Source organism: Campylobacter canadensis, assembly GCF_013177655.1.
Classification (GTDB): domain Bacteria; phylum Campylobacterota; class Campylobacteria; order Campylobacterales; family Campylobacteraceae; genus Campylobacter_E; species Campylobacter_E canadensis.
This window is the reverse complement of sequence record NZ_CP035946.1, coordinates 601,303-623,875: the sequence shown is the minus strand read 5'-3', so window position 1 is coordinate 623,875 and position 22,573 is coordinate 601,303. Positions and strand designations below refer to the sequence as shown.

The following is a 22,573-nucleotide window of genomic DNA, read 5'->3' as shown; positions in this document are numbered from 1 at the left end:
TTTCCTCTATATATTATTTATTTAAAATAAACAAGATATAATTTTTATAAAAATATCTTAGGATTAAAATTGAAAACTTATATTGTTAAATTTTTTTGTTGTTTTATACCTTCAAAAAAAATAAGAAGAAAAGTTAGAGAAAAAATTTTCTCTATTCAAATCACTTGCGATGAAGTTAATAAATATCTACCAAAATATGTACATAATTTTATAAAAGACTTAAGTAACGAATATTTTATAAATATTAATAAAAATATCTATGGGGGGGGGCATAAAGGATATTTTGATTATGATAAAAAGGCTAAAAATGAAAATTCAGCCTTAAATCCTTGGGCGTATATTAGGGTTAAAAACGAAGATATTACGCTAAGAGCGTCGCTTGAAAGTATTTTACCTGCCATTCAAAGGGGCATTATAGCCTACAACGATTGTGATGATAAAAGCGAAGAAATAATCTTAGAATTTTGCAAACAATATCCAAGCTTTATTCCTAAAAAATATCCTTACAATGTACAAATACAAAACCCTAAAAATGAAGAAAACAAACTTTATTCTTATTATAACTGGGCGGCTTCTTTTATTCCTAAAGGGCAGTGGCTTGTTAAGATTGATGTAGATCATATTTATGATGCTAAAAAGCTTTTTTCTTCTTTTTATTTAGCTAAAAAAGATAACGACCTTGTAAGTATTGCAAGGCTAAATGTGGCTGTTTATGAAAATAAAGTTTATGTGGTGCCTAATTATTACATTGATGTGCTTGATCACTGGCTTATAAAAAACAATAACTTAGAATGGGAAGAAGCAATGCTTAGTAATGTTGGTAATTGGACAGAAATTAATCCTAGCGATAAAGATAAGTATGAAAATATTTATTCTTATGAAATTTTGCGTTTAAAGGATAAACGCATCTTCTCAAGCGAATTAACTAATTTACATTTTCCATTTATAAAAAAATCAAGACAAATACAAAAAGATGATACTTGGCTTAGCCTAGATGAATTTAAAGAAAGGCATAAAGAGCTTTTAGGTACAAAGATTGATGAAAGAATGCTAAATGAAGAAGAGATTTTAAATAAATACAAACTCTTTAATTTTGCTAATTTAAAATCTTAATTTTTTTTGTAAATAAAATACAAATTTAACTAGCTTATAATGTATTATATTTATTAAATTTAGCTTATATTTACAATCTAAAATTGAGTTATTTAGAAAATAAGAATAGTATTTTTTAATTTTTTGCTCAATATTAGAATTATTAATAAGCTCTAAAATTTTTTCATACTGCTTAAGATTATCTTCTATTTTATTAAGGCAAGTAATTGAATTTGAATTAATCACATAATAATAACCTACATATTCAATTGCCTTCATCTTGCAATCAACTAAAAATGAAAACACAAGCATATCTTCAGCTAATAGTAATCTTTCACTGCTAAAAGAGTTTATTTTTTGTATATAAAAATCTTTTTTTACAATTAAATTGCATAAATTCCAAGGTGTAAATTTTTTCTTTTTTATAAGTTTTAAATAAGAATTATAATCTTTCCATTTAGCTGAAAATATTTCGTAATTATTATTATCAATTTTTACATAAGAAAAAGATAACAAATTACAATCACAAATATTTTCTAAGGCGATTTTACAAATATCAAGCTCTAAATAATCATCAGGATCTAAAAATAGTAAATACCCCCCCCCAGCGGCTTTTACTCCAGCATTTCTTGCTGCAAAGGTGCCTAAGTTTTTTTCATTATGAATTATTTTTATTCTTTCATCTTTTTTGGCATATTCTTTAGCTATGTTTATACTATTATCACTTACTAAGTCATCTACTATTATTATTTCTATATCTTTAAAAGTCTGATTAATGCAGCTTTTTATAGCTCTTGCTATATATTTTTCTACATTAAAAGTTGGCATAATTATTGATATTTTAGGCATAAGCTAGTCCAAAATAGTAAATATGATTTTTCATATCAAAACTCCTTTAAGCAAAGAAGTATATAAAAAACAAGCTTTTTATTTACTTAATTTTCTTGCTTTTTATGTAGTGCTTAATATCGCTTGGTAATCTAAAAAAATCATTAAATATTTTGTAATAAATATTATCTTTTAACTTAATATTACTTACGACTTCTTCTTTATTTTTCTTTAATATCACATAAAAATTATCATAAGCTTCTTTACTTGGCAAAATAATATCATTTATATAAGCTTCTTTTTTGTTTTCTAAATTAAAACTATTATTATTAACACTAGCTTTTATTACAAAATCGTTAATAGGACTGTCATTACATATAGAATAAAAATTAACATTATATTCTTTTTTTAAAAATTCTAAAGCTAAAATATCAAAATTAGCATTATGAGATAGATATAAAGAATTTTCATCATTAAAACTAGGAGCGAGTTTTAATAAATTATCTTTTTTTGTATTAAAAGCATACCCCCCCCCATTTGCATATAAGTCAATTCCTGCTAGATAAATTTCACTATATCCTAAAGCAATAGCAATAGCACACATATAAATCCCCTGTGTTATTCTATTGTTTAAATAAAGTTCGTTAAATTTGCAAAAAGCATCAAAATTCTTTAGTTTTTTAAAATAATCATAAGCATTTATCGCATCAGGAAAACAAGAATAAAAATTATTTATAAAATGCTCATTTTCAATATTAATCAAATTAAATAAGGTGCAAAATATATTTTCAATATTATATTCTTGTCTTTGCTTTAAATGATAACAGGTATAATATTGTTCAAAAAATACAAAGGGGTTAAAAAACGCCGCCTTTATATTTTTACCTAAATAATATTTTTCTTCAAAATAAAATTGATTACATCTAAAAACATCATATTCTTTTGGTAATTTAGCATAATCTATATTTTTTAAACTTGGAGCGTTGCCTGCTATTATTACTGTTTTCAAAATAAGCCTTTTTAATTTTATTAATTAAAAGAAAGTCATAATAATAACTTTCTTTTAATAATTGTTAGTTTTTAATTCTTTCAATTGTAAAATTAGTATTACAATTATACTCGCCGCCATAGCAATGTACTGTATCTTTTACATAAGCAGCATCTTTTGTATTAGAATTTACAAGCTCTAGCTTTATACCTTCTAAATTATCACCCTTGCTAGCCTTTACACAATTACTTCCTGCTAAGCTTTTGCATTTTGTTATTTTCATACCATAATCAGAAATAAACTCTGTATCATAAGATAAACCTGGATATTCTCCATTTACAACTCTAAAGCAAGGTGTAGCTACCATATTTTTAGCACCAATGCACTTAGCGTAACTTACAAAGTTAAAATCCTTATCGTTGTTTATAATATATAAAAAATCTTTATAAACACCATCAAGCCATCTTAATTTTACATCGCCTGTTTGCACAAAAATAGTATTTCCTAACGATTTTTGGTCTTTAAAAACAGGTGTTGCTTGTGCAAACATTGTATTTAAGGTAATATTTTTTGAACTTTCTAAAGCAACATTATCAAATTTCACTTCACTGCCATCTTCATTAAAAAGTTCTAATTTAGCATTTTCTAAAATAAATGGCTTTGCTTGAGTTTCTTTGTAATTTATTGCTAATGGAATTTCATAAGAATTTTCATTAGCTGCTGCATAAGGAATAAAATCCTCTAAACTAATAACATTTGCATATTTTTCTATTCTTGCATAAGGTTTTAATTCATTGTGATTTATTAAATAATATGTTGTTTTATCTTTTGCAATGTCATTTAACATATTATCATAAGGCTTATTTAAATCATTAGCACTTAACTTAAATAAAACCACAACCGAGTTAGCATCATCTCCTGCCTTAGTCTCAATTTCACTTGCATTTACAATATATTTTGCAATTGAAAATTCAGTTTTTACACCTGCGCCCATATCTTCACTAAAATCATTATTGCTATTTGAAACAACTTTTAGTTTAGAATAATCAATGTTTTTATTAAAATTCAAGGTTAATTTTGCTTTTAAATCTTTATTAAAATACTTAACAACATTGTTATTATTAGTACTTATTTTTATTTTTGGGTGTAATCTATAATCATTATATTTACTTGTATCATCTTTTTTTATATTGCTAATAATTACTACATTAACCTTTGCATTCTTATCAACATTATCTTTAGGCTGATTTAAATCATATTTAACATTAGAATATTTAAAATTTAAAATATTACTCATAGGAGTTTGACAAAATATAATTTATAATTATTCGCCTTTGTTCTTGTATTTGCTTTTGTAATATTATCTTTATCTAAAGATACGGCTAAATAATCATCATTGTCTATACAACTTGCATTCGCATCTTCGTAATTATTATCAAGAAGATATTTTTTAATATGGTCATCTTTTATTGCTAAAGCTGCAGAATTTGCACTTACAAAAGGAATTACCGCATTTTGAGTTACAAAAGAAAATCTATAATCAACAATAATAGGATTTTCAAAGCTAACCGCTACATCATCAGCATTTGCGTCAAAATAATACGGTGTTTTAGAGCTGCTATCTAGTACTCTATATTTAAATGCACTTACATAGTAGTTTCCATTATCATATATAGTTGTTTGTAGCTTTTTACTTTCTTTACCGCCACAATTACTAGTATTAAAGACTTCACAAACAGAAGCATTTGCTTCATAACTTGCTGGTCTTATGGTAATTGGTCTATGCTTTATTTCATCTGCTTGAGTATTTACATATTTATATGAACGATAAAAGCGTATTTTAAAATTCCTTCTATTAAAATCTTCATCAACCACTCTTTTATTTTTTTCTGTAGGTAATTTTAAATCAGGAATATGTAAAATTGCATTATTGTATTTAAAAAATATCTCATAAATTCTACTTGCATCATCAGGGTCGCAAAGCGATAAAGCCTCGCTGCTTCCTTCTTTTAAACCATAAGATTTTTGTGCCATTTTGCATATTTGTTTATAAGTTAAGCCTTGAGTTGATTGCAAACTAGGATTATATTCACTAGATTTTGTAGCATCAACATACTTACAATCTTTATCTTTAAAATCTGTACAATCTTTTTGAATGTAATAATTGTAATTTGCATTTTCTCCCATATCTATTGAAAAATAACTTTCATTTTTTACTGTAAATGGGTCTTTGCTTGTTTTAAAAGTTTTGCTCCCACCCTTGTTTGCATATATTTTTAAATATATATCTTTGTTATCTTTACCATCATCAACATAGGTATAAATATCTTCAATTTTATCATCTTCTTTTGCACCGTATGTATAATTTACATTTTGATTATCTCTTGGGCTTTCGCTAATAAAGCTACTTGTAATCATAGTTTCAGGGCTTGGTAAGCAATCATCGCCACCTATTTTTCTATCTTGCAGTACATAAAAGTAAAATAATTCACTTCTTCCGTGTCTATAATCAGGAATTACATAAGCATCAAATGGATGATTATCATAAACTAAAGAATCATTTACCCAGCTTAAAGTATCTCCAGTACAAGTTGCCCTTACACAATTGCAAGCTTGTTTTCTTTCATCGCAATATTTTCCATCCATATCAAAACAAGATTTAGTTAAGTCCCACCAAGTTTGTTCTTTATCTACCTTGTATTTATTTAGGTATTTTTTACTAGCACAATAATCACTTTGGTCATTGCCGTTACCGTAGTCTGATTTTTCTCCAGTACAAGTAAAATCATACCAAGCTTTTTCACATCTTTGCTTACCTGCACTAGGATAAGAATCAAAAATAGTATAATCTCTATTGCTACCAGGAATGCTAATTCTTTTTACTTCTATTTTGTATAAAACCCTTTGCTTACATTTGTGCAATGTTTTTACATAAAAAGAAGCTTGCGCTCTATCAAGAGTTGAAAAAGCATCTGTAGTAAAATATGTATAAAGTTCAGGAGAAATCCTATCAACTTCATTGTATTTTCTCATTTCCGCTTTAGAATTTGGGTGCTTGTAATTTTTAAATCCATAAGTTTTACTATCTTTTAAAGCACTATCATCTTTGCTAAATTTAACCACATCAGATTTTACAAAATTATTAGAAAAATGCCCCAATTCTACAAAGGCTTCAACATGTACATATTCTTTCCAATCATTAGTTAAATTAAATCTATAAATACTAGTACAACCTAAATCCCCTTCACCATTTTCAAGCTTTGCATAAGGCTCTAAACCAAAATAATTATAAAGCCTACCTAAAGCACGGCATTGCCTTGATATTTCAGGGCCAACTGTTCCTTGACCAAAGGTTGATTCATACTGCATTTTTAAAGTACCATTTTCATTACGCTGAATTCTATCTCTTCCTAGCGTCATAGTAAAAAATATATCTTCATCATAATTTATATTATCAGCGTGATGAGAATTTTTCATAGCATAATCACTTATACCAACAATACCTGCAGCACCGCCAATATGTGGGTTTCTTAATTCTAGACCATTTATTTTATATTCCATAAGATTAGTTCTTAAAGCTCCTGTAGGATTTGGGTAGTAATTTGGAAAAGCAGTTACATTCCAATCAGATTTCCAATTTATAGCAAAAACGCCACGCATACGATCACCACTAACTCCGTAAAGCTCTCTTAAACCAGCTATCTCACCAAAAGACCAAGTACCACTAGCAAACAAGCTAGTTAAACAGCTAATAGCTAAGCAAAACTTTCTTAACATTAACAATCCTTTAATTAATTTGATGTAAAAGTGTTATTTTATATTAACTAAATGAATTTAAGTAAATATTTTATTTATAAATATTTTGAATTTATATATTAAATAATAATAAAATAATAATTATATAAAAAAATAAAAATAATAACTAATAATAAATACATATAAAAATATAGTAATCTTTATTTATAATAATAAAAAGGATAAAAATGATACGAAAAGCAAGAAAAGAAGATGTAAAAATAGTTATTAGCTTATTAGCTCTTGCTATGAATGAATTTATTTTAAATCTTAGCGCTGCTGATAATGAAAGCGAAGCTTTAGAGCTTTTAAGTGATTTTTTTCTTAAAAAAAATAATCGCTTAAGTTATGAAAATATCTTTGTTTATGAAGAAGAAAATCAAATACTAGCAGCACTTTGTCTTTACGATGGAGCTAAGGCTGATTTTTTAGATAAAGCCTTAAATGAAAATGCAAAAAAACGCAAAAAAGCTGCTATTTTAAAAGAATGCGAAAATGATTATTATATTGATAGCATAGGTGTTTGCCCTAGTGCTAGAGGCAAGGGCATTGCAACAAAACTTATACTCTATGCTTACAATCTTGCAAAAAAAGATAATAAAAAACTTAGCCTTATTGTAGAAGAAAATAATCACAAAGCTAAAAAACTTTATGAAAATTTAGGCTTTGTTTTTAATAAATACAAAGAATTTCACGGGCATAAATATTTATATATGGTAAAAGGCTAAAATTAGTATAATCATAAAAATTATTATCATTTATTTAATTATCATTTATAATATAAAAAGAAAAAAGGAAGAAAAATGCATAGTTTTTTATCACATCAGCCTTTATTAGCTAATAAACATAGCTGTCATCATCACGAACACCATCACGAGCATACTCACGAACATCATCACGAACACCATCATCACGCAGATGCAAGGAGTATGGATAAAAAGATTTTAAAAATCTCTTTAACGATGACTTTTTTGATGATGCTTGTGCAATTTATTTATTCAATTCTTTCAAATTCTTTAGCGCTTTTAAGTGATACTTTACATATGTTTTCTGATGTTTTTGCATTAGGGCTTAGTTTTTTAGCTATTATCGCAACGCAAAAATTTCAAGATGAGCAAAAGACTTTTGGCTATTTTCGTCTTGAGGTTTTAGTAGCTTTTATCAATGCTTTAACTATTATTTTATCTGCACTTTTTATTATTTATGAAGGTATTTACAAGCTCTTTAACCCTGAAAATATTGATGTAAAGGCTATGATTATTGTTGCAATTATGGGCTTTTTTGTTAATGCTATTAATGCTTTTATGATGTTTAAAGGAGCTAATTTAGATAATGTTAATATGAAATCGGCATTTTTGCATATGATGAGCGATTTGCTTGGTTCTTTGGTTGTTATTATTGGCGGAGTGATTGTGTATTTTACTAAGATTTATTATATTGATACAATTTTGGCTTTAATACTTTCTTTTTTACTTTTAAGATGGGCAATAAAATTATTAAAACAAAGTGTAAATATCTTACTTGAAAGCTCTCCTGTAGATGTAAAAAGCATTAAAGAACTGATTTTATCTCACGAGCAAGTACAAGATGTGATTGATTTGCATATTATAGAAATTACAAATAAGATGTTTGTTGCAACTTTACATATAAAAGTAAATATAACAAGCATTGCTGAATTTAACGAGCTTTACAAAGAACTTTCAAAAGAGCTTTTAGAAAAATTTAATATAGGGCATATTACAATGCAGCCAATCTTAGCTAATAGCTAAGATTTATTGGCTTTTACATTAACACTCATTCCTGATTTTAATAAAGTGGTATCCTTTGATGTAATATTAATTTTTACTGGAATTCTTTGAGTTATTTTTATAAAATTTCCTATTGAATTGTCTATTTTAGTATCAGAAAATGCACTGCCTGTAGCTGGTGCAATATCAGCTATAACACCACTAAAATGAAGACCTTTTAAACTATCTACACTAAAGCTAACTTCTTGTCCTACTTTTAAATTGCTTATATTTGTTTCTTTGATATTTGCAATAATATATTTTTCATCGCTAATTATTCTTGAGAATTTTTTATTTGCATAATCTCCAATGCTTAAATTTATTTCTCCTAAAGTACCATCAAAAGGTGCTTTTATCTCACATTTTGAACTTAAATTTTTACTAATTTCAAATTCAGCTCTTGCGCTTAAAAATTCTTGCTTTGCAATATTTTCACTTAAAATAAAACTTTCAAAATCAATCTTGCTTTGTTCTAAAGCAAGTTTTGCTTGCTCTAAAGATAGTTTTGCTTTTTCATACAATAATTCTTGATTATCAAATTGCTGTTTTGATATAGCGCCTTTTATAAATAAATTACTTTCTCTTTCATACTCATTTTTAACATTATTAAACACTGATTGTTGCACTTTGTAATTAATTTCTTTTTCTTGAATTTGTATTTGCATTGACTTTTTATCTTGTGCAATTTTATTTAAGCTTTCATTTTTTATATTCATTTTTGCTTCTGCTATATTTTGTTTTTCAAGATAATCGCTGCAATCAAGCACAAATAAAAGTTCATCTTTTTTTACTTTTTGAAAATCTTTAACATTTATTTTTACAATTTTTTCATTTAAGGCTGAGTAAATATCAACGCTATTTGATTTTACATAAGCATTTTGCGTACTAATTTTTTTAACTTCTAAAACATCAAAAGAAAAAAGCACAAATATAATGCTAAGCGCAATAAATGCAACTAAAACTAATATTACTAATAAATTATATTTTTTCATTCTTTTCTCCTAATAATTTTTGTTCTTCTACTACTCTTTTTTGTACTTTTTGCATAATTATTTGCAATTCTCTTGCATTTGGATTTTTCTTTTTAAGCTTAAAAAATAACCATTCTAAAAATAAAAACAAAAAAACCAAAAAAGAAAATACGCTAATAATTAAAAACATTTCATTATAAGCATTTGCATTTGCAAATTTATTTATGTAATCTTGATTAAAATTACTTGAATTTGTAATTATATTGCTTGAAATAATTTTACTTTTATAAATTAAAAAATAATTTACAAAAGATGAACCAAGCAAGCCAAAGATATTTTGCGCAAAGGAAAAAATACAAGAAAAAGATACTAAATAAGTAACTCCCCTTGCCATAGCCTTAATAATTCCATCAATTAAAAGCGGGGTCATAAAATATATTCCTGCAAAAGATATTAAAAATTGCCCTAAATAAACATCACTAGGCTTTGAATATGGGTTTAAATTTGCACACAAAAATGAAGCAAGACTTAAAATTAAAAAAGAAATAAAAACTAGCAAAGAAAACCTATTAAAACCCTTTAAAGTATAATACGAAGCAATAAATCCGCTTAATGAACCTAAGAAAATATATAAATATAAAAATCTTAATTGATAATCAGAATAAGAAAGCGTATTTATAAAAAAACCGCTAGTGCTAATATTTTGTTCTGCTAAAAAAATCCTCATACAAGCTGCTAAAATAATAATTTTAATAATATCAACCTTGCTTAAAAATTTCACATTTACCATAGGTTCTTTTTTTATGAATTCTAAAAAAATAAACAATGCTAAGAAAAATAAAGCCAAACTAAAGAGTTTAAAAACAAGCTCATTATCCCACCAAATAGTATTTATAAGCGATAAAGCTAAGGTAAAACACATACAAGATAAAGCAAAAATAATTAATGTAAAAAGATTTTTCAAATGCAATTCGTAAGCCATAAAACTAGGTGGCAAAGAAGTAATTTTAAGCATAAAAATACACAAAATACTAAGTACTAATTCCAAAATAAAAATATAAGTTAAATCAAAATCAGAAATCAAATAAGAGCTAATAAGCCTATCTAATGGTAAGCCAAGCTGAATTAAGCCCAAACCTAGCAAAAGCATTAGCATTCTTTTTTCCCTTGGCAAAAACTGCCCTGCATAAAAAATACTAATAACACTTAAAGATGTGCATACAAAACCATAAATAGCTCTAATAACAAGCTCATTAGCAAAACTATCTTCTAAAAAAATACGCATTAAAACGCTAATACTTAAAAAAAATATAACAAATTTTACAAAAAACTGCACTCCAAAATGCTGCCTTAGTTTAAAAAGCAGTAAAGAAGCCCAAGTGCTAAACATAAAATATATCCCAACTAATAATGCACTTTGCATAGAATTTAAATGTAAAAATGATGCAAATGCGGCTGTGTTTGCAGGGATAAAGTTAGCTAATACTCCAGCACAAGTTCCAATAATAAGCCAAGCAATAAAATACAATCTTTTCTTAGCATTAGAAATGTTTGGAAAACCAGGAGAACCAGCAAACATAGGCATTTGTGTTGGCAAATAATATGATGATAGATTATTCTTCATACATATCTCCTTAAAAAAATGATTGAAAATAAAATAAGCTTTAAAATACGCTAAGGAAAAAAATTATATAATTTCTAAATAATTTTTTTTTAAATATTTTTTAAAAATATAAAAATCTAAAAAATAAGAATTTAAAATTAAAAAGTCTTAAAAATAAGACTTTTATCTTAAAAATTAAGCTTTTTTTACAAATTCAGTTTTAATAACTATAACACCAAAGCCAGGTATTTTTGCTTCTAGTTCATTTTCACTTTTACCTTCTTTAATATTCTTTACAAGGGTTCCTCTTTTTAAAGGATTTGAAGCTCCTTTTACCTTTAAATCTTTAATTATAGTTACATTATCTCCTGCTTGTAATGGTGTATTGTTACTATCTTTCATATTAACTCCTTAATCACAATATAATTTTAATAAATCAGAATAATGCTCAATTCTTCTATCTCTTAAAAAAGGCCACCAAGTTCTAACTTCTTTTGAATGCTCTAAATCAACATCAACACAAGCACATACTTCATCATCTTCATTGCTCTTAAAAAGTTCTTTTCCTTGTGCATCATAAACAAAAGAATTTCCCCAAAATAAAATTCCATTATCTAAATCATCATTTTTTGCATTATTTTGTATTTTTTCATCTTGTAAAATGCTTGAATTTCCACTTAATTTTACACTCTCAAAACCAACACGATTTACTCCAACAACAGGCAAACCATTACTAATTGCGTGTGCTCTTTGTACGCTTAACCAAGCATTTAGCTGTGCTTGTTTGATTTCTTCATTATCGCTTAATTTATTTTCATAAAGCCAACCAATTGCCGTTGGATAAATTAAAATATCAGCACCTTTTAAAGCCATAATTCTAGCTGCTTCACAAAACCACTGGTCCCAACAAACTAAAACACCTAAAGAACCAACACTAGTTTTAATAGGATTAAAACCTAAATCACCAGGTGTAAAATAAAATTTTTCATAAAAATGTGGGTCATCAGGAATATGCATTTTGCGATATTTTCCTGCGATTGAGCCATCTTTTTCAAATACAACCGCACTATTGTGATAAAGCCCACAAGCTCTTTTTTCAAATAAAGATGTAACTAAAACTACATTATTTTCTTTTGCAATCTTACTCCAGTACTCACAATCTTTATCAAAATCATTTGCTAAATCAAAATTATTTACATTTTCAACCTGACAAAAATAAGCACTTTGGTGTAATTCTTGTAATACTATTAAATCAGCTTTTAATTGTGATATTTTTTTGCTTGTATGTGCTTTCATATCAGAACTATAAGCTTGTGAGATTAAACCTACTTTTAACATCTATTCTCCTTAAAAAATATTCATACACGAACAGTGTAAAGAGCCATTTTCACGCACAAAATTTAATGAATTTAAGGCTATTATTTTTTTATCTGGCAAGGCTAGTTGTAGTTTATTAAGATTAATTTCATCGTTTTCATCATCATAACTTGGCATAATAATAGCATCGTTTGCATAAACAAAATTTACATAAGTACAACCTAGTCTTCTACCTTCATAATACTTTGCTTTTGGGATATTTAAGGCAATTAATTTAAAAGGAAGTTTTTTAAGCTCTTCTTCCATTTTTTTAAGCTCTAAATAATTTATATCATTTTCATCTTCACAAGCACTATAAACAATAGTATCTTTATTAATAAATCTTGCTAAAGTATCAATATGGCAATCAGTATCATCGCCTTTTATTTCTCCATGTTCAAGCCATATTACTTCTTTTATATTTAGATTTTGCTTTAAAACTTGCTCTATTTCATAACGAGATTTTTTATTGCGATTATCGTTTAAAAGACATTTCGAAGTAGTCAGCAAATATTCTTCATTAGTATCAATACTGCCGCCTTCAAGAATAAAATCAACACTTTTTAAATCTTTTTTAAAATATTTTGAAAAGAATTCTTTATTAAAAGAATTATCAAGTTCGCTTTTAAACTTGTCTCCCCAAGCATTAAATTTAAAATCTAAATAAGCATTTTTTGTACTAATAGCACCATAATCCCTAATCCAAGTATCATTAGTATCAAAACAAAAAAACTCACAATTTTTAATCTTTTTAAACTCACTTATATCAGTGCTTGAATGATGTATTAAAACTACTTTTACATACTCTGCTAGAGTTTTTACAAAGTTATAATACGAAAGAGTAATATCTTCTAAATACTTATTCCAATCACTATATTTGTGTGGCAAAGACACTAAAATAAATTTTGTTTCATTCCATTCTGCAAACATTGTCTTCCTAAATAATAAAAAATTTAATATATAAAAACGATGCTATTATCAACCATAACATTAAAATAATAGCCATTAAAAAGGGTTTAAAACCAGCCTGAGAGAGCATATCTTTTCTAATATTTACTCCTAAAGCAACCATACTCAATGATAATAAAAATGTATCTAATATCTCAATATTTGGCTTAATAAAATTTAACGAAAAACTTGTATTTAATAAAGGTGTAGAAGAAATAAATACAACCACTAAAAACATTATTGCAAACCAAGGAATTTGCTTAATTAAAGAAGTATTTGAGTCTGATTTTTGAAAACAAAAAGAAAGCATTATTAAAAATGGTACAAGCATTAAAACTCTAATCATTTTAATAACAATACTAGTATTAGCTCCATCACTTCCTATGCTAAAACCAGCTCCAACAACATGCGCAACCTCATGCAAACTAGCACCTATAAAATAACCAAAATAATAACTTGGCATATTAAAAATATTATTTAATAAAGGAAATAAAAACATTCCAATACTGCCAAAAACAACCACAGTACAAACAGCAACCGCCACCTTACTTGAACCAGCTTTAAGCACACTCTCACTAGCTAAAACAGCTGCTGCTCCGCAAATAGCCGAACCGCTTGCAATAAGTGCTGATTGTAAAAAATCTATTTTTAATATCTTACCTAAAAGTAATCCTAAAAAAAATGTTGAAAATACAATAAAGGCTGCTAAAGCTACCCCGTTTAAACCAACGCCTTGTATATCTTGCAAAGATATTCTAAAACCATATAAAATAATCCCAAGCCTTAGCACCTGTTTAGTACAAACTGCTAAGGCTCCTGTTTTCTTTAATAAAGAAACATTATGATAGGCAAAATTACCAACAACAGCACCTAAAACAACAGCGATAATTAAAGCAGAAATACCTAATGTTTTAAACATTGATAGTTCAGCAATAGCATAAGAACAAAACGCTAAAACTACTAAAACAACATAGCTTTCTACCTTTTTACTCTTATAAATTTTTTTTATATTACTCATTTATTAAACCAGTTATTTATTTTCCATCTTATTTAAAGCCTCTATGCCAAGCAGAGAAAAAGCACTTTTAATACTAATTGCAATTTGTGCATATATCTTTAAATACTCATTTTCAAATTCACTACCAACAACTCTTGTTTCATTATAAAGTTTATGAAAATTTGCTGCAAGTTGTTTTAAATAATCACAAATTTTACTTAAAGTTCTACTATTAAAAGCATCTTCTAAAACATCTTGCAAACTTAAAGCTTCAAACAATAAATCATAAGCATTTTCATCTTTTAATCTTGATAAATCAATATCTTTAACATCTAAAAAACTTTTATTTGCTTTAGCAAAAAGTTGATGTATTCTAGCGTGTGCATAATTGATATAAAAAATCGGATTTGAACTATCTTGTTTATTTAAATCATTTAAATCAAATTCTAAAGGGCTATCACATCTTTTTGAAATAAAAATATATCTTAATGCATCCTTTCCTATAAATTCTAAAACATCAGAAAATAAAATAACATTACCCTTTCTTTTACTCATTTTGTAAGGCACACCATCTTTTAATAAATTAACCATTTGAGCAAGAATAACTTCTAAAGAATCTTTTTTATGTCCTAAAGCCTGCATAGCAGCACTAACTCTTGCTATGTATCCATGATGGTCAGCACCCCAAATGTTAATAACTTTATCATAACCACGACTTAATTTATCATCGTGATAAACAATATCAGCAGCTAAATAAGTGCCTTTTTTATCTTCTTTGATTATAACCCTATCTAAATCATCATCAAATTTTGTTGATGCTAAAAATAACTTATTGTCTTTTTCATAAGTCATATTTAAAACTTTTAATTTTTCTAAAACCTCTGGTAATTTTTTATAATAAGAGCTTTCATTTACATAAGTATCAATAACTATTCCTGCATTTGCTAAAGTCTGTTTGATTTCTTTTAAAATCTCATCTTTTGCAAAATTAGCCAAATCAGCATTAAGGTAATTATCTGCAAATTTTTCATAAGCAAGTTGTGCTAATTCTTGCATATATTCTCCGCCATAAAATACTTCAGGATAACTTACTTCCTCTTTTAAAACATAATCTTTAATAGCTAAAATTACACTTTCTTTTAATAAATCAATTTGCTTACCTGCATCATTTACATAATATTCAGTATCAAATTTATAGCCTAAATGCCTTGCAACTCTTTTTAAACTATCTCCATAAATAGCACCTCTTGCATGTCCTATATGTAAAGGTCCTGTTGGGTTTGCACTAACATATTCTAATAAAAAACTTTCATTTTTATCATTTGCTTTAGCAAAATCTTTAGGATTTTCTATGCTTTTTTTCACTAAATCATTTAAAAAATTTGCTGAGAATTTAAAATTAACATAAGCATTTACAGCTTGCACGCTGCTAAAAACATCATTTAAATTATCAAACTTACTAGCAAATTCCTGTGCAATTATATTTGGAGCCTTTTTTTGCTCTTTTGCAAAAGTAAAACAAGGCAAAGCAAAATGAGCTAATGCTCTATTTTTAGGGCTTTCAAGCTCAATATCAATTGATAAAACCTTACTTATATAATCCTTAGCTATAGCCTTTAACATTATGCTTTTTTCTCGCTTATTTCTTCTATTTTCTGCTCGCTTTTTTCATCTTGAGTAATAGTTTTTATATCAGCATCATCTGCCATTTCTTTTTTAAAAGTCTTAATACTTTTTCCAACACCCTTTGCTAATTCTGGCAATTTTTTTGCACCAAATAAAAGTATAACAATAATTAAAATAACAATCCAATGGCTCATACTTCCAAAACCCATATTATTCTCCTTTTTTCCAATTTGATATAAATTCTTTAATATTTGAGTTTAACACTTTTAAACTTGCTGCTTTATAAAGCAATTTTAATTGTTCGTAGGCTTTATCTAAATCATCATTAATAATGAAAAAATCATACCTACCTATCGCTTGTACTTCAGCTGTTGCATTATGCAGTCTTTTAGCGATAACCTCTTCGTTTTCTGTACCACGATTATATAATCTTTCTTTTAATACTTTTTCACTTTGTGGTGTTATAAATACCGATAAAAAATCTTTTCCTAATTTATCTTTTACTATTCTAAAACCTTGCACATCTATATCTAAAATTACATTTTTTCCGTTAGTTAAAGCATCGTAAATTGGTTTTACTGGGGTGCCATAATAATTTCCATGTACATTTGCATATTCTAAAAATTCATCATTTTTTATACCATTTTCAAATTCTTCTTGGCTTAAATAATAATAATTTACACCTTCTTTTTCACCTGCTCTAATCTTTCTTGTTGTTGATGAAATAGAAAAATAAAAATCATCAAATTCGCTTGCTAACTTCTCTAACAAAGTACTTTTTCCTGCTCCACTTGGTCCACTTATTAATAAAATTCCTGCCATTAATTACTACTTTCTTAATCCTTAAAACTAATATTTATTGATATATTTATATCTTTTATGCGGTTTTTATTGTTTTTTGTACTATTAACAATAGCTTCATTTACTGCTGAAGTTACATTTTTACTTACTTCATCAAGCTCACTACTTTCATCTACTGATAAATCAATATGATTACTTGTATTACTTTCTTCTAAATCATCAGCAAAATCCCCTCTTGTTATTCTTACGCATTCATTTGCTAAGTTACTGCTTGATTGTGTATCTTCTTGTGATATTTCTTCAACTTCTTCTTCAACTTCTTCGCCTAAAGCTATTTTTATATCTCTTTCTTTAATATCTTCAAAATTATCAGCCATATTTAACTCTTTTACATCTTCTTTTTGTACCAATTCATCTACATTGCTTAACTCTTGCAATTCTTCTAAATTATTTTCTTCTTCATTTAATAATAAATCATTCTCTTCATCTAATAATAAATCATTCTCTTCATCTAAATTATTTATTGAAAAATCTTCTTCGGCTTTTTCTTCTATACTCTCTTCTATATTTTCTTCTATAGTTTCTTCTATGCTTTCTTCTTTTTTATCTTCATTACTGTCTTGCTCGTTAAGAATATCTTCAAAATCCTTACTGAGCTCTTCAAAACTATCAGGAATGTTATTAAAATCAAGTTCTTTATCTAAGATATCTAGCTTATCTTGATTATTTTCTTCTTGTACTTGTTCATCTTCGTTTATTTCATCAAGATTAGTAATTTCTTCTTGTACTTGTTCATCTTCGTTTATTTCATCAAGATTTGTAATTTCTTCTTGTAATTGTTCATCTTCGTTTATTTCATCAAGATTAGTAATTTCTTCTAAATTCTCAAAATCAGTATTTAAATTTTCTTCGCTTAATTCATCAATATTTAGCTCTTCATTACTTTCATCAAGATTAGTAATTTCTTCTTGTAATTGTTCATCTTCGTTTATTTCATCAAGATTAGTAATTTCTTCTTGTAATTGTTCATCTTCGTTTATTTCATCAAGATTAGTAATTTCTTCTAAATTCTCAAAATCAGTATTTAAATTTTCTTCGCTTAATTCATCAATATTTAGCTCTTCATTACTTTCATCAAGATTAGTAATTTCTTCTTGTAATTGTTCATCTTCGTTTATTTCATCAAGATTAGTAATTTCTTCTTGTAATTGTTCATCTTCGTTTATTTCATCAAGATTAGTAATTTCTTCTAAATTCTCAAAATCAGTATTTAAATTTTCTTCGCTTAATTCATCAATATTTAGTTCTTCATTACTTTCATCAAGATTAGTAATTTCTTCTTGTAATTGTTCATCTTCGTTTATTTCATCAAGATTTGTAATTTCTTCTAAATTCTCAAAATCAGTATTTAAATTTTCTTCGCTTAATTCATCAATATTTAGTTCTTCATTACTTTCATCAAGATTAGTAATTTCTTCTTTAATATCTTCTTGAGCTGCTTTATTATCTGTTTCTTCTTTTGGTTCTAACATATCTTGTACTAAACTTACAAAATCAGTAGGCAAAAATGGTTTAAAAATATATTTATAACCATCAATACTTGTGTTTTTATCAATAATAAATAGTAATTCTTTTGCAAAATTTTTACATTCATCAACACTAACTTCAACACTGCTATCAATAATAATCAAATCACACTCTTCTAAAGAACTAGTGTTATCGTATTCTACAAAGGCATAATTTAATTTTTGCATACTGCGTTCAACTAATCTTGAAATAATAGGGTTATTATTTATTAAAATTACTCTCATTATAAAACTCCATATAACATATATTAAACCTTATTTACTAATAAATCTAAATAATAAAAATTTTTTAGCACTAATTCTTTGAAATAATACAAAATAGTGCCTAAAATTACAATTAAAATTGTAAAAGAAATAGTAATTTTTATAGGATAGCCAACTACCAATAAATTAAATTGCGGCATTGTCTTCATAAGCAAACCAAAAACAAAGTCGCAAAGCACAGACATAGCAACAATAGGAAAGGCTAAGCTAAGACCTATTAAATAAATATCTTTTACTCTTTGCATTATATACAAATACCATTTATCATCTAAATAAAAAGCACCTAAATCAATGGAATTTATGCTCTTTGATATTAAAATTAAGCACAAATGATGCCCATCGTATGCTAAAAATAATAATAAGGCTAAAAAACTTATTACCTGCCCTATAATTGGAGTTTGCGTTCCTGTACTAGGGTCAAGCACGCTAGCCATAGAAAAACCCATAATAAAAGACATATGTTCGCCTGCCATTTGCAAAATAGTAAAACTAAGCTGCAAACATAAACCAACTATAAAACCCATTAAAAATTCGCTTAAAATTGCAAAAATTAAATTATTATAACTTGCTTCGTTTGAATGCGCTAATGGAAAAAAATAAAATGTAAAAATTAAAACTAAAGATGATTTTATAACAACAGGAATTTGTGCGTGCGAATAAAAAGGAAAGAATAAAAATAAAGCACTTAATCTAGTTAATAACAAAACAAAAATAACTACATTATGCTCATTATAAAAATTTAAGATTTCCATTGTTTTATTATTTGCTCTATTTCATCAACACATTCATCGCAGGATTTGTAAATTATTTTATCAAATAAACTTTCATCAATATATTGATTTTTTTCAAGGTTAATCAAAATCGCCTTTGCTCTGCTATATCTTAATAAATAATTAATATTTATAACAGCTCCACTTGTACCTATAATAAACACTAAATCATCTTTTTGTAAATTAGCAAACTCAGTATATAACATATCATAAAGCGGTGCAATTTCTCCAAAAAATACAATGCTAGGTTTTATAAAATTATCATTACATTTAGGGCATTTTGCAATTTTAAATTCTAAATCATCATCTAAAGTAAAATTAATTTTATAATCACAATTAGTACAATGAAGTTTTAATAATTCTCCGTGCAAATGAATTACATTCTTACACCCTGCACGCTCAAGCAAATCATCAACATTTTGAGTAAAATTAAGCACTTCATATTTTTGTGATATTTCTGCAATTTTTTCATGCATTTTATTTACTTTTACTTCTTTTAACTGCATTCTTCTTTTATTGTAAAATTCATGCACTATAGAAAAATTTTTCTTCCAAGTTTGATAATTACAAACCACATCTAAATCATACTCATCCCAAAGCCCATTATTATCTCTAAAAGTACTAAGACCTGATGGAGCGCTAAGACCAGCACCGCTTAAAAAAACTATCTTAGCCAATTTCTATCCTAAAATCACACATTAAAGCAAGTTCCATATCGTGAGTAATTAAAAATAAAGCACTATTGTTATTTTTTGTATAATCACATAATAATTTTATGGCATTTTTTGCATTTTTTGGGTCTAAATTTCCACTTGGTTCATCTGCAAAAATAAGCTTTGGTTTTTTACATAAAACTCTGGCAATACTCACTCTTTGCTGCTCACCACCGCTTAGTAAATGCGTTTTTTTATTAAGAACATGTTCAATATTTAAAAATTTTAAAATATCAAAATCTATTTTCTCTTTACTTAAAATACTTGCTAGTTCTATATTTTCATAGGCGCTAAAACCTTTAAAAAGATAATGCTGTTGAAAGATAATACCAAATTCATTTCTTCTTATTTTTAATCTTTCATCTTCACTTAAAGCATAAAGGTCATTACCTTTGTAAAGAACTTGTCCTGATTGTGGTTTTAATAAACTTGATGCAATGTGTAGTAAGGTACTCTTTCCGCTACCGCTTTTACCAACTATTGCTGTACTTGTACCTTCTTTGAATTCACAATTAAAATTATTAAAAAGCAAGGTATCAAAGCTATGGGTAATACCTTGCAATTTTAACATTATTTACCTATTTGAGCTGCAACTTCTGCTGCAAAATCATCGGCTTTTTTCTCTAGGCCTTCGCCTACTTCATATCTTGTAAATGACTCAATTACAATTTCATCATTCATTTCTTTTGATTTATCAGCTATAACTTCTTCAACTGTTTTTTTATCATCCATTACATAAAATTGTCCCATAAGTGTAAGTCTGCTATCTAAGATTGAATTATCTGAAATAAATCTTGCCATTTGACCTGGAATAATTTTATCCCAAATTTTTTCTGGTTTGTTTTGTGCTTTTAATTCATTTTCAATATTTTCACGAGCATTTTTTAAAATATCATCTGTAATTTGTAATCTACTTGCAAATGCTGGAATCTTGTGTAAAGGTTTTTTCAAGCGAACTAATTCTTCGTTTTCCTTTTCAAGCTCAGCACATAAAGCTCTATATTCTGCTTCTACAAAATCTTTATCTAAGTCTTTATATGATAAAACACTAGGTTTCATAGCAGCAATATGCATACAAAGATGTTTTAAGAATTCTTCAACTTTTTCTTTATTTGCTGCATTGTTAAATTTAGCTTTAATAATTACACCAACACGACCATTTGTATGTATATAACCATTTAAAGCTTCATTATTAGCTGCATTTAAAGTTGCAAAACGACGAACTACTAAATTTTCTCCAATAGTTGCGATTTGGTTTTTTAAATAATCTTCATATTTCATACCATCAATATTACTATTTTGTAAATCTTCTACACTGCTAACTTTACTTGCTTGTATGTGTTTTACGCTTGTATTTACTAATTCAATAAATTTATCATTTTTTGCAACAAAGTCTGTTTCTGAATTTATTTCAACTAAAGATGCTGCATTTTCACTAACATAAACTCCAACTAAGCCTTCAGCTGCAAGTCTATCAGCTTTTTTAGCAGCCTTACCTAAACCTTTTTCTCTTAGATATTCAACTGCTTTTTGCATATCACCATTGCATTCACTTAAAGCATTTTTACAATCCATCATTCCTGCGCCTGTACTTTCACGCAGTTCTTTTACCATTGCAGCAGTAATTTCAGCCATTATTCCTCTCCTTCTTTCATAGCTTCTTCAAGCACATCTTGCTTTTCATCTTCAGTAATTTCTTCTTCTTTACTTGCTGGAATTTCTCCGTCTTGCTCTCTTAAAGCCTTACCTTCGTTAATCGCTTCAGCCATTTCTTGGCAGAAAAGTTGTACTGAACGAATAGCATCATCATTTCCTGGAATTGGGTAATCAATTACATCAGGATCGCAGTTTGTATCAATTGGTGCAACAACTGGGATTTTTAAACGATTAGCTTCAGCAACTGCAATTTTTTCTTTAACTGTATCAATAACAAAAATCATATCTGGGCGAGTTTTTAAATGTCTAATTCCGCCTAAATAATCTAATAATTTTTCTTTTTTACGATTTAGCATTAGAGCTTCTTTTTTAGTTAATAAGTTAATGCTTCCATCTTCTTGCATGCTTTCAATAACTTCTAGTTTTCTAATTGATTGGCGAATAGTATCAAAATTTGTCATCATACCGCCTAACCATCTGTGATTTACATATGGCATTCCACATTTTTCTGCATATTCTTTTAAAGTTGCACTTGCTTGTTTTTTTGTACCAACAAATAAAATTGTTTTACCTTCAGCAGCTGCATCACGAACTACATTATATGTATATCTAAAATATCTAATTGTTTTTTGTAAATCAATTACATAAATACCTTTTCTTTCACCAAAAATAAATTTTTTCATTTTTGGATTCCAGCGTCTTGTTTGATGCCCAAAATGCACACCACATTCTAATAAATCTCTCATTGTAACCATAGGTTTCTCCTTAAAAAAATTGTTTTACCTCCACACC

The 22,573-nt window shown here is 27.0% G+C and carries 22 protein-coding genes; 3 read left to right on the top strand and 19 right to left on the bottom strand.

From position 1 onward, the window contains the following. Positions 1-69 precede the first annotated feature (69 nt). Complete coding sequence (locus CCANL266_RS02960; protein WP_244948142.1) at positions 70-1,113, top strand: beta-1,4-N-acetylgalactosaminyltransferase; 1,044 nt, start codon at positions 70-72, stop codon at positions 1,111-1,113. Here CCANL266_RS02960 and CCANL266_RS02955 read toward each other — a convergent pair. From CCANL266_RS02955 to CCANL266_RS02940, 4 genes are all read right to left on the bottom strand, one after another. After that, on the bottom strand, positions 1,102-1,941 hold the full coding sequence (locus CCANL266_RS02955; protein ID WP_172231117.1) for a glycosyltransferase family 2 protein: 840 nt from the start codon (positions 1,939-1,941) through the stop codon (positions 1,102-1,104). The genes CCANL266_RS02960 and CCANL266_RS02955 overlap by 12 nt on opposite strands. An 82-nt stretch (positions 1,942-2,023) precedes the next feature. Next, positions 2,024-2,929: an alpha-2,3-sialyltransferase gene (locus tag CCANL266_RS02950; RefSeq protein ID WP_172231115.1), complete on the bottom strand. Its 906-nt coding sequence runs from the start codon at positions 2,927-2,929 to the stop codon at positions 2,024-2,026. A 64-nt stretch (positions 2,930-2,993) separates the two neighbouring features. Beyond that, the gene (locus tag CCANL266_RS02945) at positions 2,994-4,205 is read right to left on the bottom strand and encodes a hypothetical protein (protein ID WP_172231113.1); all 1,212 of its coding nucleotides are present in this window, start codon (positions 4,203-4,205) and stop codon (positions 2,994-2,996) included. After that, on the bottom strand, positions 4,202-6,685 hold the full coding sequence (locus CCANL266_RS02940) for a hypothetical protein (protein ID WP_172231111.1): 2,484 nt from the start codon (positions 6,683-6,685) through the stop codon (positions 4,202-4,204). The genes CCANL266_RS02945 and CCANL266_RS02940 overlap by 4 nt, the downstream gene beginning before the upstream one ends. Before the next feature lie 206 nt (positions 6,686-6,891). Here CCANL266_RS02940 and CCANL266_RS02935 point away from each other — a divergent pair, with 206 nt between their 5' ends. Next, positions 6,892-7,431 (top strand): GNAT family N-acetyltransferase, encoded by a 540-nt coding sequence (locus CCANL266_RS02935; RefSeq protein WP_172231109.1) that lies wholly within the window; start codon positions 6,892-6,894, stop codon positions 7,429-7,431. 75 nt (positions 7,432-7,506) lie between these two features. Beyond that, complete coding sequence (locus CCANL266_RS02930; protein ID WP_172231106.1) at positions 7,507-8,472, top strand: cation diffusion facilitator family transporter; 966 nt, start codon at positions 7,507-7,509, stop codon at positions 8,470-8,472. Here CCANL266_RS02930 and CCANL266_RS02925 read toward each other — a convergent pair. From CCANL266_RS02925 to rpsB, 15 genes are all read right to left on the bottom strand, one after another. Beyond that, the gene (locus CCANL266_RS02925) at positions 8,469-9,482 is read right to left on the bottom strand and encodes an HlyD family secretion protein (protein ID WP_172231103.1); all 1,014 of its coding nucleotides are present in this window, start codon (positions 9,480-9,482) and stop codon (positions 8,469-8,471) included. The two genes, CCANL266_RS02930 and CCANL266_RS02925, sit on opposite strands and share 4 nt — an antisense overlap. Continuing rightward, positions 9,469-11,085 carry an MFS transporter gene (locus CCANL266_RS02920; protein WP_172231101.1) on the bottom strand — a complete coding sequence of 539 codons (1,617 nt, stop codon included), beginning with the start codon at positions 11,083-11,085 and terminating at the stop codon, positions 9,469-9,471. Before CCANL266_RS02920 ends, CCANL266_RS02925 begins: the two co-directional genes overlap by 14 nt. Positions 11,086-11,259: 174 nt before the next feature. Then, a complete protein-coding gene (locus CCANL266_RS02915; protein WP_172231098.1) occupies positions 11,260-11,466 on the bottom strand; it encodes an alkylphosphonate utilization protein in 207 nt (68 codons plus the stop codon). Positions 11,467-11,475: 9 nt separating this feature from the next. After that, a complete protein-coding gene (locus tag CCANL266_RS02910) occupies positions 11,476-12,402 on the bottom strand; it encodes a carbon-nitrogen hydrolase (protein ID WP_172231095.1) in 927 nt (308 codons plus the stop codon). Between the two features lie 9 nt (positions 12,403-12,411). Next, on the bottom strand, positions 12,412-13,350 hold the full coding sequence (locus CCANL266_RS02905) for an agmatine deiminase family protein (RefSeq protein ID WP_172231092.1): 939 nt from the start codon (positions 13,348-13,350) through the stop codon (positions 12,412-12,414). Between the two features lie 7 nt (positions 13,351-13,357). Continuing rightward, complete coding sequence (locus CCANL266_RS02900) at positions 13,358-14,386, bottom strand: YeiH family protein (protein WP_172231089.1); 1,029 nt, start codon at positions 14,384-14,386, stop codon at positions 13,358-13,360. A gap of 12 nt (positions 14,387-14,398) precedes the next feature. Continuing rightward, on the bottom strand, positions 14,399-15,988 hold the full coding sequence (gene argS / locus CCANL266_RS02895) for an arginine--tRNA ligase (protein ID WP_172231086.1): 1,590 nt from the start codon (positions 15,986-15,988) through the stop codon (positions 14,399-14,401). Beyond that, positions 15,988-16,200, bottom strand: coding sequence for a twin-arginine translocase TatA/TatE family subunit (tatA, locus tag CCANL266_RS02890; RefSeq protein ID WP_172231083.1), 213 nt, complete (start codon positions 16,198-16,200; stop codon positions 15,988-15,990). Before tatA ends, argS begins: the two co-directional genes overlap by 1 nt. Before the next feature lies 1 nt (position 16,201). Beyond that, the gene (gene gmk, locus CCANL266_RS02885; RefSeq protein WP_172231080.1) at positions 16,202-16,813 is read right to left on the bottom strand and encodes a guanylate kinase; all 612 of its coding nucleotides are present in this window, start codon (positions 16,811-16,813) and stop codon (positions 16,202-16,204) included. A gap of 14 nt (positions 16,814-16,827) precedes the next feature. Further along, entirely contained in the window at positions 16,828-18,603 is a 1,776-nt protein-coding gene (locus CCANL266_RS02880) for a hypothetical protein (RefSeq protein ID WP_172231077.1), read from the bottom strand. Positions 18,604-18,626: 23 nt separating this feature from the next. Then, positions 18,627-19,394: a flagellar biosynthetic protein FliR gene (gene fliR / locus CCANL266_RS02875; protein WP_172231074.1), complete on the bottom strand. Its 768-nt coding sequence runs from the start codon at positions 19,392-19,394 to the stop codon at positions 18,627-18,629. Next, positions 19,382-20,089: a Sir2 family NAD-dependent protein deacetylase gene (locus tag CCANL266_RS02870; protein ID WP_172231071.1), complete on the bottom strand. Its 708-nt coding sequence runs from the start codon at positions 20,087-20,089 to the stop codon at positions 19,382-19,384. Before CCANL266_RS02870 ends, fliR begins: the two co-directional genes overlap by 13 nt. Beyond that, entirely contained in the window at positions 20,082-20,696 is a 615-nt protein-coding gene (locus CCANL266_RS02865; protein WP_172231068.1) for an ABC transporter ATP-binding protein, read from the bottom strand. Before CCANL266_RS02865 ends, CCANL266_RS02870 begins: the two co-directional genes overlap by 8 nt. After that, positions 20,696-21,760 (bottom strand): translation elongation factor Ts, encoded by a 1,065-nt coding sequence (tsf, locus tag CCANL266_RS02860; RefSeq protein ID WP_172231065.1) that lies wholly within the window; start codon positions 21,758-21,760, stop codon positions 20,696-20,698. Before tsf ends, CCANL266_RS02865 begins: the two co-directional genes overlap by 1 nt. Then, complete coding sequence (gene rpsB / locus CCANL266_RS02855) at positions 21,760-22,536, bottom strand: 30S ribosomal protein S2 (RefSeq protein WP_172231062.1); 777 nt, start codon at positions 22,534-22,536, stop codon at positions 21,760-21,762. Before rpsB ends, tsf begins: the two co-directional genes overlap by 1 nt. Positions 22,537-22,573 lie beyond the last annotated feature (37 nt).

Excerpts from the sequence above, each read along its gene's own strand:
- CCANL266_RS02955 (WP_172231117.1), bottom strand. The coding sequence starts at position 1,941 with ATGCCTAAAATATCAATAATTATGCCAACTTTTAATGTAGAAAAATAT.
- CCANL266_RS02945 (WP_172231113.1), bottom strand. The coding sequence starts at position 4,205 with ATGAGTAATATTTTAAATTTTAAATATTCTAATGTTAAATATGATTTA.
- CCANL266_RS02940 (WP_172231111.1), bottom strand. The coding sequence starts at position 6,685 with ATGTTAAGAAAGTTTTGCTTAGCTATTAGCTGTTTAACTAGCTTGTTT.
- CCANL266_RS02935 (WP_172231109.1), top strand. The coding sequence starts at position 6,892 with ATGATACGAAAAGCAAGAAAAGAAGATGTAAAAATAGTTATTAGCTTA.
- CCANL266_RS02930 (WP_172231106.1), top strand. The coding sequence starts at position 7,507 with ATGCATAGTTTTTTATCACATCAGCCTTTATTAGCTAATAAACATAGC.
- CCANL266_RS02925 (WP_172231103.1), bottom strand. The coding sequence starts at position 9,482 with ATGAAAAAATATAATTTATTAGTAATATTAGTTTTAGTTGCATTTATT.
- CCANL266_RS02920 (WP_172231101.1), bottom strand. The coding sequence starts at position 11,085 with ATGAAGAATAATCTATCATCATATTATTTGCCAACACAAATGCCTATG.
- CCANL266_RS02915 (WP_172231098.1), bottom strand. The coding sequence starts at position 11,466 with ATGAAAGATAGTAACAATACACCATTACAAGCAGGAGATAATGTAACT.
- CCANL266_RS02910 (WP_172231095.1), bottom strand. The coding sequence starts at position 12,402 with ATGTTAAAAGTAGGTTTAATCTCACAAGCTTATAGTTCTGATATGAAA.
- CCANL266_RS02905 (WP_172231092.1), bottom strand. The coding sequence starts at position 13,350 with ATGTTTGCAGAATGGAATGAAACAAAATTTATTTTAGTGTCTTTGCCA.
- CCANL266_RS02900 (WP_172231089.1), bottom strand. The coding sequence starts at position 14,386 with ATGAGTAATATAAAAAAAATTTATAAGAGTAAAAAGGTAGAAAGCTAT.
- argS (WP_172231086.1), bottom strand. The coding sequence starts at position 15,988 with ATGTTAAAGGCTATAGCTAAGGATTATATAAGTAAGGTTTTATCAATT.
- tatA (WP_172231083.1), bottom strand. The coding sequence starts at position 16,200 with ATGGGTTTTGGAAGTATGAGCCATTGGATTGTTATTTTAATTATTGTT.
- gmk (WP_172231080.1), bottom strand. The coding sequence starts at position 16,813 with ATGGCAGGAATTTTATTAATAAGTGGACCAAGTGGAGCAGGAAAAAGT.
- CCANL266_RS02880 (WP_172231077.1), bottom strand. The coding sequence starts at position 18,603 with ATGAGAGTAATTTTAATAAATAATAACCCTATTATTTCAAGATTAGTT.
- fliR (WP_172231074.1), bottom strand. The coding sequence starts at position 19,394 with ATGGAAATCTTAAATTTTTATAATGAGCATAATGTAGTTATTTTTGTT.
- CCANL266_RS02865 (WP_172231068.1), bottom strand. The coding sequence starts at position 20,696 with ATGTTAAAATTGCAAGGTATTACCCATAGCTTTGATACCTTGCTTTTT.
- tsf (WP_172231065.1), bottom strand. The coding sequence starts at position 21,760 with ATGGCTGAAATTACTGCTGCAATGGTAAAAGAACTGCGTGAAAGTACA.
- rpsB (WP_172231062.1), bottom strand. The coding sequence starts at position 22,536 with ATGGTTACAATGAGAGATTTATTAGAATGTGGTGTGCATTTTGGGCAT.